The 12158-nt window shown below is 74.8% G+C and carries 11 protein-coding genes; 2 read left to right on the plus strand and 9 right to left on the minus strand.

Annotated elements, in window-relative coordinates; genetic code table 11:
* Positions 1-179: 179 nt before the first annotated feature.
* The 4 genes from ACIG0D_RS11580 to ACIG0D_RS11595 all read right to left on the minus strand — a co-directional run bounded on the left by ACIG0D_RS11580 (position 180) and on the right by ACIG0D_RS11595 (position 4245).
* Positions 180-1442 carry an AAA family ATPase gene (locus tag ACIG0D_RS11580; protein WP_399798709.1) on the minus strand — a complete coding sequence of 421 codons (1263 nt, stop codon included), beginning with the start codon at positions 1440-1442 and terminating at the stop codon, positions 180-182.
* Positions 1443-1570: 128 nt separating this feature from the next.
* A complete protein-coding gene (locus tag ACIG0D_RS11585) occupies positions 1571-3103 on the minus strand; it encodes a hypothetical protein (protein ID WP_399798711.1) in 1533 nt (510 codons plus the stop codon).
* A 143-nt stretch (positions 3104-3246) separates the two neighbouring features.
* Positions 3247-3870 (minus strand): Rho termination factor N-terminal domain-containing protein, encoded by a 624-nt coding sequence (locus ACIG0D_RS11590; protein WP_399798713.1) that lies wholly within the window; start codon positions 3868-3870, stop codon positions 3247-3249.
* Positions 3871-4032: 162 nt separating this feature from the next.
* Positions 4033-4245 carry a hypothetical protein gene (locus tag ACIG0D_RS11595; RefSeq protein WP_365767634.1) on the minus strand — a complete coding sequence of 71 codons (213 nt, stop codon included), beginning with the start codon at positions 4243-4245 and terminating at the stop codon, positions 4033-4035.
* Between the two features lie 101 nt (positions 4246-4346).
* Between ACIG0D_RS11595 and ACIG0D_RS11600 the strand changes: the two genes are divergently transcribed.
* A complete protein-coding gene (locus tag ACIG0D_RS11600; protein WP_399798715.1) occupies positions 4347-4985 on the plus strand; it encodes an AAA family ATPase in 639 nt (212 codons plus the stop codon).
* Positions 4986-5179: 194 nt separating this feature from the next.
* Here ACIG0D_RS11600 and ACIG0D_RS11605 read toward each other — a convergent pair whose 3' ends face one another.
* Entirely contained in the window at positions 5180-5434 is a 255-nt protein-coding gene (locus ACIG0D_RS11605; RefSeq protein WP_365768425.1) for an EF-hand domain-containing protein, read from the minus strand.
* A gap of 155 nt (positions 5435-5589) precedes the next feature.
* Between ACIG0D_RS11605 and ACIG0D_RS11610 the strand changes: the two genes are divergently transcribed.
* Positions 5590-6075, plus strand: coding sequence for a flavin reductase family protein (locus tag ACIG0D_RS11610; RefSeq protein WP_399798717.1), 486 nt, complete (start codon positions 5590-5592; stop codon positions 6073-6075).
* Between the two features lie 14 nt (positions 6076-6089).
* Here the strand turns inward: ACIG0D_RS11610 and ACIG0D_RS11615 are convergent, their stop codons facing one another.
* The 4 genes from ACIG0D_RS11615 to ACIG0D_RS11630 form a co-directional block, all read right to left on the minus strand.
* Positions 6090-7154 (minus strand): biotin/lipoate A/B protein ligase family protein, encoded by a 1065-nt coding sequence (locus tag ACIG0D_RS11615; RefSeq protein ID WP_399798719.1) that lies wholly within the window; start codon positions 7152-7154, stop codon positions 6090-6092.
* A gap of 103 nt (positions 7155-7257) precedes the next feature.
* Positions 7258-8244 (minus strand): urea transporter, encoded by a 987-nt coding sequence (locus tag ACIG0D_RS11620; RefSeq protein ID WP_399798721.1) that lies wholly within the window; start codon positions 8242-8244, stop codon positions 7258-7260.
* Positions 8245-8354: 110 nt separating this feature from the next.
* Positions 8355-11141 (minus strand): hypothetical protein, encoded by a 2787-nt coding sequence (locus ACIG0D_RS11625; protein WP_399798724.1) that lies wholly within the window; start codon positions 11139-11141, stop codon positions 8355-8357.
* 117 nt (positions 11142-11258) lie between these two features.
* The gene (locus ACIG0D_RS11630) at positions 11259-12149 is read right to left on the minus strand and encodes a hypothetical protein (protein ID WP_399798726.1); all 891 of its coding nucleotides are present in this window, start codon (positions 12147-12149) and stop codon (positions 11259-11261) included.
* Positions 12150-12158: the final 9 nt, after the last annotated feature.

Below are 12158 nucleotides of genomic sequence, written 5' to 3' on the forward strand. Positions count from 1 at the left end.
CGTCTCCGGGCGGGGCTGTGCTGCCGGCTCGGGGTGGGGTGGCGTGTGTGGCTCGGGGCGGGGGAGGGGGTGCGGCTTCGGCTTCCGGGGTGCCGGCGGGTGGGGCACCGGGTGCTTCACGGCTTCCGGCATCGGCGTACCCCCGACACCCGCCCCGCGCCGGCCGTGCGCGGACGCCGTCATCGGCCCGCCCCCGTCGCCCGCCCCGCACCGGCCGTCGACGCCACGCGCTGGACCGAGTGCTCCGCCCGCCGGGCCAGGCCGATCACACCGGCCAGCCGCTCCACCGCCTCCGGGACCTCCCATTCGTCGCGCCGCAGCGCGGCCAGGGCCTTCGCCGGGGCGACCAGCAGGTCCGGCGCCCCCGTCTCCAACGCCCGGGTCAGCACGGCCCAGCCCGCCTCCCACCGCTCCCGCTCCGGCCGCGCCCCGACCGCGGCCACCACCGCCTCCAGCGCGGCCTGCCGCAGGTCGCCGCGCACCGGCAGTTCGGCGGCGGCGGGATCGGCCAGCAGCGACTCGGGGTCCGGCAGGTCCATCCGGTCGATGTGGGCGAGGAGTTCGAGCCCGGGTCCGTCCCCGACCGCGCCCCGCACCAGCAGGGCCAGCACCTCGCGGGAGACGGAGGCCGCCGTGCCGAACGCCAGCAGCGTCAACGCGGCCTCCCAGCTCCGCGGCGACGGCCAGGCGGCGCCGCGCCGTCCCTCGGTGCTCGGCAGCCGGTGGATCAGCGTCGGCCGGGCCTCCAGGAAGCCGCAGACCGCGCGCCGCGCGAAGGCCACCGCCTCCGGCAGCCGCTCCGGTACCAGGCGGGGCAGGCGCGCCCGGGGCCAGACCCCGCCGAGGCCGCGCACCACCACCTCCCGGTCGTGCACCCAGTGCAGATGGACGAACCGGTTGGCCAGCGGCGGGCTCAGCTCCCACCCGTCCGCCGCCGACGCGCGCGGATTGGCGGCGGCCACGATCCGCACCCCCGGCGGCAGTTGCAGCGTGCCGACCTTCCGCTCCAGCACGACCCGGAGCAGCGCCGCCTGCACGGCCGGCGTGGCGGTGGACAGTTCGTCCAGGAAGAGCAGTCCGCGCCCGGCCCGCACCAGCTCCACGGCCCACTGCGGCGGCGCCATCGGCACACCACGCACCGCGGGGTCGTCGCCCAGGATGGGCAGCCCGGAGAAGTCGGACGGCTCGTGGACGCTGGCGATCACGGTGGTCAGCGGCAGGTCGAGGGAGGCGGCGAGCTGGGTCAGCGCCGCGGTCTTGCCGATGCCCGGCTCACCCCACAGCAGCACGGGCAGGTCTGCCGCGACGGCCAGCGTCAGCGCTTCGAGCTGCTCGTCGGGGCGCGGCTCGGTGGTGGTCGTCCGCAGCAGGGACAAGAGGTCGTCGGCGACGGCGAGTTGCGTGTCGGTTCCGGACGTGGGCAGAAGGGTGCTGGAGGTCATGGGCATCACCTGGGTGCGAGAGAAGGAAAGGGAGAGGCAGAGGGGAGGCGACGGAACGGGGCGGCCGTCCCGGAGGAAATGCAGCGCACGGCGCCCAACGCGGTGCGGGTAAGGGACTTCCGTGGTGGTCAGCGGAGCAGGCCGGTGCGGGGCCTGCTGCGGCCGGTGCGCTTGTGGCGCATCGCGGGAGGTGCGTGGCGGTCGAGCCGGGGGCGGTGGTCCGTCTCCGCGTGCTTCCGGACCGTGGCGCCACCCCCCGTACCCGAGGCGGGGTGTACGGCGACCAGCCCCGAGCGGAAGAGACCGTGATCGACGCGGCGCGCCGCGGCGGACTCGAGTTCCTTCCGGAGCGGCCCGTCGCGCAGGACCGCGGCGGGGCCGAGCAAGCCCTCGACCACGGCCAGCGCCCCGGCGACATCACCGTGGCGCAGCCGCTCCCGGACCGCGGGCAGCGCCTCCGGATTGCGGTGTACGGAGTCGATCGCCCGCAGGCAGGGCAGCGCCGGCCCGCCGAGCGCCACGAGCAGTTCCTCGCGGCGCAGCTCGGCAGGGTCGTGGTCGACGGCTGTCAGCACCCCGTCGCGCAGCGCGATCCGGTGGACCTCGCCCCGGCAGTGCACCCGGTGCGGGTCGGCCGCCTGGACGGCTTGGACGGTCTGAGCAGCCTGGACGGTCTGAGCAGCCTGGATGGTCCGGGGGGCCTCGGCGGCCGGACCGGCCGTCGGTGCGCGGGCGGGCACGGGCAGCGCCGCGGCGACGAGTGGATGCAGTCGCTCCGCCGTGATCAGCCCGGCCCGCAGCAGCTCCAGGTCCGGAAGGAGCCGGGCCGCCGCCTCCGGCAGCAGTGGGAGCGCCGCGACCTCTTGCGGTGACAGCGCCTCGCGCAGCGGCCGGAGCGTCGGGACGTGGCTGTCGTCGGGGGCGACGAGCTCGAAGACGGCGCGCCTTCGCGCGTCGAGCCGCACAGCGAACGCCCCACGAGGGCGTCCTTCGGCCCGCAGCAGCAGCTCCGCCTCCGCGGCCCACCGCGTCACCGCCCACGGGGAGCCGTGCTCGACGAGGCCATCGGTGAGGTCTTCCCCCAGGTCGGGGGGAGGGACGTACGGCGTGCCTTCCGGGCCGTATCCGCAGCGCCGCCGCAGCTCGCCGCTCCGTTCGGCGTCCCAGAGATGCCGGTGCAGGTCGAGCCGGAAACGCCGGTCGGGATGCGGATGCGGATGGGGCCCGGGCGAGCCGGTCCCGGGCCCCTCCCACAGGGCCAGGGACATTCGCTGCCCGGCGTCCGCCCAGGCGGGCGGTGTCCGCACCACCAGGTGCAGCGGGGTGGGGCCGGAACCGCGGTAGCGGGCGAGAGAGAGGGTCAGGCCGGGCCGGAGCCGCCCGTCGGGGGCGATACGGGGCATGTGCCAGCGCAGCAGATCCGGCACCAGTCGGCGCAGGTCCGCGCGGAGGCGGGTGGCTGGATCGGTGCCGTGGCGGTCGCGCACGGCGCGCAGACCGAGATCGACGTCGATCCGGGCGGCGGCGCAGGCCCCCGCCCAGTCGCCGACCGCACGGCGTGCGGTCGCGGTCTCGATCATGGACGGTGGCACGGCGTACTCACGCACGCGCTGCCACATCGACAGGCGGGGCGGAATCTCGTTCGCGAAGTGATGTGCCATCAGCACTCACCGTTCGCGAAAGATTCCCCCAATCCACACGAGGAGAAGGTCATCATCACGGGCATCATAACCAGCACGATGATGATCTGTCAGTCGCCTTGTGTGAACGGGCCCGGTCCCGCGCGGACCGCTCGGTGGCCGCGTCAGCCGTTCCCGGCGTCCTCGGCCTTGTGGACCTGCTCCGCCAGCTCCTCCTTGTTCATGGTGGACCGGCCCTCGACGCCGAGGTCCCGGGCCTTCTCGTACAGCTCGGCGCGGGTCTCGCCCTCCGCTCCCCGCTGACCTCCGCCTCCGCCTCCGCTGCCGCCGGTGCCCGCGGCCTTCAGGGGCTGACCCGCCAGCTTCTTCGCCCGCCGGGTGGCGAACTCCATGCCCAGTTCCCGCAGCCGCTCGGGGCCGACGGCCCGGCTCAGGGCGGGGAGGATCTCGTTCTCCTCCTCCTCCATGTGGTGCTCGACGGCGCCGATCCACTCCTGGAGGGCCTGGTCGAACTCCTCGCTCTCCCAGTCCATCTCCAGCAGGTGCTTGCCGAGGCTCTCGGCCTCGTGGTGCTCCTCGGCGGCGTGCTCGGCCTCCTCCTTCTCGCCGGCCTCGCGGGCCACGGCCGGGTACACCCGGTCCTCCTCGGCCTCACTGTGAGCCTCCAGCATGGCCACGGCCAGGGGGAGGGCCAGCGGCCGGGAACTCCTGTCGGTCTTCATCATCTCGAACAGGCGCTGCAACTCGCGGTGGTCGGTGGTGACCAGGGTGATGAGGTCATCGGCCATGGCAGGACCCTCTTCCTCTCTCTCGGGCTTCGCGTCTCCCGGAGCCTTCTCCCGGAGCGTGGTGCCCCCTTCCTTAACCCACCGGGTTTCCGGGACACGCGGGCTGATACATCGGTTCCGGCAAGATCACCCGCCCTGTCACCGGTCGTACCTCCGGCCGGCTCAGCGGGCGCAGCCGGCGTCCAGCACTTCGATCACGTCCGGATGCGTGGTGTAGACGAGCCAGCACCACTCGCCGAACGCCGCGGACATGCCCGGGGCCTGGGCGGCGGGGTCCTCGGCCACGGCCGTGATCAGAGCGATGATCTCCTGGTGCATGTCGTCCGGGACGTCGAACAGCACGTTCGCGGCCAGCTCGATCAGTTCGACTCTCATGTCGCCCCCTGCGGAAAGCGGTGATTGCGCCGCGTGCCCTCGGGTACCCGGTTCGGCTGCGGCTTCACGGAGAAGCGCGACTGGAGCGACCGGGAGGGTTGGTGGCGACCGGGACCCCGCTGGAGGTGGCCGTGCTCGTGGGGCTTCAGGCCTCCGGCAAGTCGGCGTTCTACCGGCAGCGGCTCTCCGCTGATCATGAGCTGGTCAGCAAGGATCTGTTCCCGCGCGGCGCCCGGCGCAAGCAGGACCGGCAGATGCGGCTGGTGGCCGAGGCCCTGGAGGCGGGCCGGTCCGTGGCGGTCGACAACACCAATCCGTCACCGGAGGAGTGGGCGCCGCTCATCGAGGCCGGGCACGCGCACGGGGCGAAGGTCACCGCCTACTGGTTCCCGCCCGACCTCGCCGGGTCCCTGGCGCGCAACGCCGCACGTGAGGGCCGTGACCGGGTTCCCGACACCGGCATCCACGCCACGGTGAGGCGGCTGCGCCGTCCATCGCGTGCGGACGGTTTCGACGCCGTCCGGGAGGTACGGTTCGACGACCGCGGCGGTTTCGAGGTACGCCCCGCCGCGGACCGGCGCGGAGCCCCGCCCGGCTCCGGCGCGGACGAGCGCGAGCCCCGGACCGGCCCGAACTCGGACGAGGGCGAGCTCCGGATCAGCCTGAACTCGGACGAGGGCGAGCCGCCGCGCCCCGACCCGAGCCCGGACGAGCCCCCGCACGGCTCTGCCCCGGCCTAGGGGGTGTCTCGTCGATCATGCCGGGCTCCCGGCGCCTGGCACCGCGCCTCGCCGCGTTGTCGTCGGTCGCCGACTCCCCCACGCTCGGCTGCGCTCGCGCGGGGGGACCCCCATCGCGTTGACTCCCTCCTCCGCCTTGCGATGCACGGCACCAGACGCCGCTCGCTGATCCGGCCTGATCGACGAGACACCCCCTAGCTCCAGCCGAAGCGGCGGTCCACGACCGCGGCGAACTCCTCCAGGGTCAGGACGGCGTCCCCGTTCTGGTCGGCCGCGTCGAACAGCGCGGAGGAGGCGTCCGCGTCCTGGAGTCCCCAGAACGGGAGGATCCCGGAGGCGGCCAGGGAGGGTCCCTTCGTCCGCAGGGCGACGATCACCTCTTCGCGGGTCAGGGTCCCGTTCCGGTCGAGGTCGAGTGCCTCGAACAGCTTCCGGGCCTTGTCACTCACCACGTCGTCGTCCTCGTCTCGTCGGCGGGAGGCCGGTGGGCCACCCGGGTCACCTGAGATGACGCCTCGCACCCCGTCCGGGTTCCCCGCCGCAGGAGCGGGTGCTCCTGCCGGCCGCGCGGTGCGATCCGGGCCCGGCGGGGCATGCGTAGGGTGTGGCGGACACGGATTCCTTCTTCGACCGGCTCGATCCCGAGATGTGCGTGGTCACGGCCGCGGTGGGGGAGGAGCGGGCCGGTTGTCTGGTCGGCTTCTCCGCGCAGTGCTCCATGCGGCCTCTGCGGTACGTGGTGTGGCTGTCCAAGGTCAACCGCACCTACCGGGTGGCCCGCGACGCGGACCGTCTCGCCGTCCATCTGCTCACCCGCGACCAGCACGAGCTGGCCCGGCTGTTCGGTGGGGAGACGGGCGACGAGGTCGACAAGTTCACGCGGGCGCGCTGGCGGCCGGGGCCCGGCGGGGAGATCGTGCTGGAGGACGCGGCGGCCTGGTTCGTCGGCACCGTACGCACCCGGGTCGACGGCGGCGACCACGTCGGCTTCGTCGTGGAACCCGAGCACGCCGGAGGGCGCGAGGACGGCCGCCCGCTGCTGCGGCTGCGCGACGCCCTCGACATCAGCCCCGGCCACCCGGTGGACTGACCGGCCGGTCCGGCTCACGGCACCCGGGCGGTCCACTCGGGGGAGGAGAACTTGGTGCGCGCCAGCTCCTCCGCGCGGGCCAGCTCCGCGTCGGTCACCTTGCCCTGCGACAGCCCGTACCGGCCGCGGAACGACTCGATCATCCGCTCGATCACGGCCTCCCGGGGCAGCCCGGTCTGCCGGCGCAGCGGATCCACCCGCTTCTTCGCGCTCTTGATGCCCTTGTCGGACAGCTTCTCCCGGCCGATGCGCAGCACCTCGAGCATCTTGTCCCCGTCGATGTCGTACGACATGGTCACGTGGTGCAGTACGGCGCCGGGGCGTCCGTCGGGGCCCACGATCCGCTTCTGGGCGGCACCCGCGATCTTGCCCTGGTCGGTGGCGATGTCGTTCAGCGGCTGGTACCAGGCGCTGATCCCCATGTCGCCGAGCGCGCCGAGGACCCAGTCGTCCAGGTAGGCGTAGCTGTCCTGGAAGGACAGGCCCTGGACCAGCGCCTCGGGGACGGACAGCGAGTAGGTGATGGTGTTTCCCGGCTCCACGAACATCGCGCCGCCGCCGGAGATCCGCCGGACGACCTCCACGCGGTGCCGGGCGGCGCCGGCCGCGTCGACCTCGTTGCGCAGGGACTGGAAGCTGCCGATGATCACCGCCGGGGCGCCCCACTCCCACACGCGCAGCGTCGGGGCGCGCCGGCCCGCCGCCACCTCGGCGGTCAGCACCTCGTCCAGCGCCATGTGCAGGGCCGGGGACTGCGGGCCCTCGTGGATCAGCTGCCAGTCGTAGTCGGTCCAGTCGGTGGCGTGGGCGAGCGCGCGGCGGACGGCGATCGCGATGCCCTCCGAGGTCAGCCCGTACATCACGGTCCCCTCGGGGAGGGCCGCGTCGATGCGGGCGGCCAGGCCGGCCGCGTCCGTGTCCACCGGGGCCCCGTTCAGGGCGTGGTTCACCGCGTCGAGTGCCTCGTCGGGCTCCAGGAAGAAGTCGCCCGCGACCCGCGCCCGGCACAGCACGCCGTCCTCAGCGTCCACGTCGACCACGACCAGCTTGCCGCCGGGGATCTTGTACTCACCGTGCACTCGACCGACTCCGTTCCGCTCCGGTGCCCGACTCGCCGTCCGATCGATCAACGTCCGGCCTGGACGGATGATTCCCGACATGTGCGGCGGTCCCGGCGCGTGGTCAGCTCCGCTGCGGGGCCGGGAACGGGGTGGTGGTGAGCCGTGGGAAGGAGCGGGCGGCGGCCAGGAAACCGAGTGTCGTCAGCACGAACGGCCAGGTGAAGGCGTGACCGCCGGAGGGGGCGAGCAGCGCCGCGACGGCCGGCGTCAGGGCGGTCGCGGTCGCCGCGCCGAGCAGCGCGTACAGCAGCGTGGCCGGTGTCGCCGGCAGGAACACCCCGCACAGCGCGAGCGCGACCAGTACCGCGTTGTAGCCCAGGGTGCCGTCGGCGATCCGCTCGGCCGGCGCTCCGAGGGCCCAGGCGGCGGCGATGCCCGTCGCGCTGCCGGCGCAGGCCGCGAGCCCCGCCGTACGGCTCGCCAGGAAGAGGGCCGCGAGCAGGAGCGCCCCCACATGCCAGCGTTCCAGGAAGAAGACCTGGGAGACGTTGTGGAGGAAGGCCCGCGCCAGCTCCTCCGGGCGCAGCGCGGTCGGTCCGGACGCGGCGCCGGGCAGTGCGGCGAGACCGTCGCCGTAGGGCCAGACGCGCCGGAAGGCGGGCGCGGCGACGCTCATCGCGACCGCCAGGACGCAGTACGGCAGGGTCAGCGGCGGCAGGCTCCAGACGCGCAGCAGCCGGAGCGCCGCCGCGGTGAGCACCGTGGCCACGACGCTGCCCGCGGCGGCGAGCAGCGCCGTGGCGGGTCTGTCCGGGCCGAGGAGCACCGCGCAGCACAGGGCCGTCAGGGCCGGGTTGAAGCCCTCAAGCCCGGGAGCCAGCCGGTCCCGGGTGACGCCCAGCAGCCGCGCGGTGCCGGTGCCGAGGGCGGCGCCCCCGGCCGCGTACACCGCGAGCCGCCAGTCGGCCGCGCACAGGGCCAGGCAGACGACGGCGCCCGCCCACGGGCGGGCCAGGAACATCACCTGGGCCAGACCGCGCAGCACCTGCCCCGCGAAGCCCGGACCACGTTCCGAAGACCACCAGCCAGTCAGGACCGACCGTCGCATGCCCCGCCCCCTCAGACGAGCCCAAGCTTTCCGCATCGCGGCATTGTGTTTCCGGAATACGATACCGGCTCGTGAGAGGCGTGAGGGGACGGGGCAGGGGCCGTCGACCGCTACGACGCGTCGCGCACCGCACCGGTGACGGGCGGGCCGTCGGGCGCGCCCTCCATGTCGGTGGGCTGGAGCACCACGTACTCGGTCGGCTCGGCGATCCGGTCGGCCACCGTGGGCACGGCCGGCTCGGCGGTCAGTTCACCGGCCGGGACCGACGCCCACACGGAGAAGTACTCCAGCCGCGACAGCGGCACCTCCTGGTCGGGGACCTCGCCGTACATCTCCCGCAGCCACTCCGGGTCGACGTCCCGCGTGGACAGCTCCGGCCGGTCGCCGGCCGGCACCACGGTCAGCGCCGCCCCGAGCGGCACGTCGGCGGGCTCGGACAGCGAGACACGCCAGCGCAGCGGCTGCCCCTCGGTGACCTCGTCCGCGACCGGCGTCAGAACGGTCTCGGGCATCGGGTCGTCGTTCCGGGCGGTGACGCCACCGACGTACGAGCCGACGACCGAGCCGTGGACCGCCTTCACGAGGACGTGCTTGGACTCGTCCCAGGCGTAGCGCTCGTTGCCCTCCACCTTCATCGTCACCGTGGTGCCCGGGTCGCCGGGACGCATCGTGACCAGGCGGTGCGTGGTCGCCCCGGTCTCCGGGTCCATCACGTACACCCGCACCGTTCCGCTGCCCTGGCCGGAGACGCGGATGGGCACCTCGTAGGTGCGCGCGCCCGCGTCGCCCTCGTCGACCGTCAGCCGCCCGATGTCCACGCGGGGCAGCGCCGGCGTCCGCACCGCGGGCGTGCCGGGCCGCCAGGCGTGGGCGTCCATCAGCCACGCCCGGCCCGCGCGCGACCGCGGGGTCAGCTCCAGCGCGGCCACCCGCTTCAGGTCGACTCCGGCGCGGCCGGCGGCGCTCAGCGGTACGCGCACCTCCTGCGCCCAGTACGAGGCCGTACGGTCGCTACCCGGCAGGCCGTCCACGCGGACCGCGCCCAGGGTGACCCGCTTGCCGGCCGCGTCGGTGACGGCGACGTCGAGCTTCGTGCCGGTGCTGCCCGGCGGCACGATGACCCGCAGCGCCAGGCTCTTCGCGCCCCGGAGGGAGACGGGCTCGTCGGGGCGGATCCGCGTCGGCGTGCCCGCCGCGGACCACTTCAGCGCGACGGCGCGCCGCCCCTCCTCGCGCTCCGGCCACCAGCGCGCGAAGTGCGGGGACGAGCCGGACACGTTCTCGCCGAGGCAGGCCTTGCGCGGGTCCGGGTCGACCGCGGAGCACAGCCGTCCGCCGGTCACCTTCACCGCGCCGTCGGGCAGGAAGCCGGCGCCGCGGCCCGCGCCCACCGCGTGCGTGAGGACGCGCGCGGGGTCCGCCGAGGGCGCCCGGCGGCCGGTGCCGTCGATCAGCTCCCGCACCCGGTCGTCACCGGCGACGAACAGCCGCGCGGCGGCGGCGATGTAGGTGGCGCCCGCGCGGTGCTGCTGGTCGGCGGTCAGCCGGGTGGGGCTGCCGGGGGAGCAGACCGGGTCCCGCTGGTCGGGGTCGTCCCAGAAGTCGTCGTTCGCGGGTGCCTGGGCCTGGCCCGGTGTCCACTCGCTGTTGAAGAAGTTGTGGTTGGCGCCGGTCATGTACACCGCGCTGTGCAGAGCCTTGCCGCGGCTCACGCCCCGGGTGCCGTCGACGTACACCTGGCCCTGGAGGTCCGAGACGTCCCCGTCGCAGCCCGGCAGGATGGTCAGCGACGGCACGTCGGGCACCGGGTTCTGGCCGAAGATCGTGGGGCCGATGAGCACCGTGCCGCGGACCTTCCAGCGGGTCCGTCCCGCCGGGCCGTCCTGGTCGGCGGGCGGCGGATAGAGGCTGTCCAGCGCGGCCCGGTCGACGCCCTCACCGCCACGCGAGTGACCCACCAGCAGGACGCGGGACAGATCGGCCCGGGGCGCCTTGCGCACGGCCGCGGGCGCGGTGGACGGCTCGGCCGACCAGTCCGCCCAGCGCGCCAGATGCGTACGCACCAGCGACGAGCGGGCCTGCGCGCCGGCGTCCTCGACGTCGGCGTCCTGGCCGTTGACGCCGTTGGCGGAGATCGACACCGTCACATAGCCCTGGGAGGCCAGCAGTTTCTGGTCCTTCAGATAGCCGCGGTGGCTGGGGATCGGCTGCGCGCCCGCGGCGCACGGCCAGTCGATCGTGACGGCGTCCTCGCCGCCTCCCGGCACGTAGCAGGTGGCGTGCCGGCCGTGCAGGAACAGCGCGAGGGGACGCTTGCCGGTGGCCCCCTCGGGGGCGACGACCAGGCCGCGCATCTCGACCGGCGCCGGGAAGCCGGGCAGCCGCACGGAGTCGAGCGCGTACTCGCCGGAGACCGTGTCGTACGGCCCCGGCTTGCCCGGGTCGACGGCGCCCGCGGGCGGCCGGGGCGGGAGCTTCGGGGTGCGCGGGGCGGCGGCGTCCGGTCCCTCGTCCGCGCCCCGGCGCTCGTCCAGCCGGCGTCCGCCGGACCACACCTGAAGGTCCGTCAACCGGCCTGCCCCGGCTGCCTCGTCGAGCGGCAGCCGGAAGGTGCGGCCGTCCTCGTCCGGCTCCGGCACGCCCAGCGGGCCGTCACCGGTGCGGAACTCCACGCGGGCGTCACCCGGCGGGATCCGCCGCGGCGCGCGCCACTCCAGGGTGTTCCCCTCGTCCGTGGCGGTGATCCGCCAGCCGGGCGGCAGCTCGTCCACGCCGTGGTCCCGGGCGGGCACGGCGGCGCCGGGTGGCTGCGGCCGGGCCTGGGCCACGGCGGGTGACACGCCGATCAGCGTGACCGCGGCGAGCGTGGCCGCCCACGCTATTCGGGCACGTTTCAATGATCCTCTCCTCAACTCCTGGTCCGGGAGGCGCCGTCACGGGGGCGCCTCTCGTGGAGGAGGAGGCACAGAGCGATCCCTGGGTTGCCTGGGTGCCGGGAGACGGCCGGAATCCGGTCAGCCGCCGGCGGGGCGGGACGACTCCCACGGTCCGCCGGTGAGTCCCGCCGGGTTGCCGGGCGGGACCAGTCCCGCGTCCAGCACCGTCCTGGCCAGGGGGTCGAGCAGATCGGCCAGGCGTGCGGCGGCGGCCTCGCCCAGGACCTTCCAGGGGCGGGCCGCGGCGGCGTCGGTCCGCGCCTCGACCTCCTCGTGCACGGCCGCTCCGGCACCGGTCAGCGAGCCGTCCCCGGCGAGCCATCCGCGCTCGCGCAGCGCCTCCTCGGCCGCCTGCCACGCCGTCAGGTCCCACTTGCGGGTCTCCCGCAGCAGCGTGGCGTCCGACTCGCCGGCGGCGGCCTTCAGCACCATCGCCTCGACCGGTCCCAGGCCGTGGGCGACGAGCACCGCGACATGACCGTCCCCGCGGTGCTCGCGCAGCGTCGTCAGCGCCTGCCACAGCCTGAGGTGCGGCTGGTGCGGGCGGTCGAGGGCCTGGTTGGCGGCGCCGAGCACCCGGCCCGCCGTGTCCGCCGCCAGGGCCGCCTCCCAGGCCAGGTCCGCCGCCTCGGTCATCGCGCCGGAGGCGACGCCGTCCGGGCCGTACAGTCGCCGCATCGCGGCATCGACCGCCGCCAGCCGGGCGGCGAGCGCGTCGGCCGGGGTCGTGTACCGCCAGGCGTCCGGCAGCGCCCGCGCCACGCGGTCGGGGTGGAAGACGTAGAAGCAGCCGGTGACGACGGGCGCGGTGACGGGGCCGAGCGGGGCCGCGCGCAGGGCGAAGTAGCCCATCCAGAAGCCGCGCAGGCCCAGGTCGTCCGCGGCGCTGTGGGCCTCCGGCGCGAAGTAGACGAGGTCGTGCACCGGTTCGTACCGCTCCCACAACGCCCGTGCCAGTACGTCGCCCACCGTGTGCCT

It is taken from the genome of Streptomyces sp. NPDC052773 (genome assembly GCF_044547145.1).
Taxonomy (GTDB): Bacteria; Actinomycetota; Actinomycetes; order Streptomycetales; family Streptomycetaceae; genus Streptomyces.

Coding starts and splice junctions, on each gene's coding strand:
- ACIG0D_RS11580 (WP_399798709.1), bottom strand. CDS start 1,442: ATGACCTCCAGCACCCTTCTGCCCACGTCCGGAACCGACACGCAACTC.
- ACIG0D_RS11585 (WP_399798711.1), bottom strand. CDS start 3,103: ATGGCACATCACTTCGCGAACGAGATTCCGCCCCGCCTGTCGATGTGG.
- ACIG0D_RS11590 (WP_399798713.1), bottom strand. CDS start 3,870: ATGGCCGATGACCTCATCACCCTGGTCACCACCGACCACCGCGAGTTG.
- ACIG0D_RS11595 (WP_365767634.1), bottom strand. CDS start 4,245: ATGAGAGTCGAACTGATCGAGCTGGCCGCGAACGTGCTGTTCGACGTC.
- ACIG0D_RS11620 (WP_399798721.1), bottom strand. CDS start 8,244: ATGCGACGGTCGGTCCTGACTGGCTGGTGGTCTTCGGAACGTGGTCCG.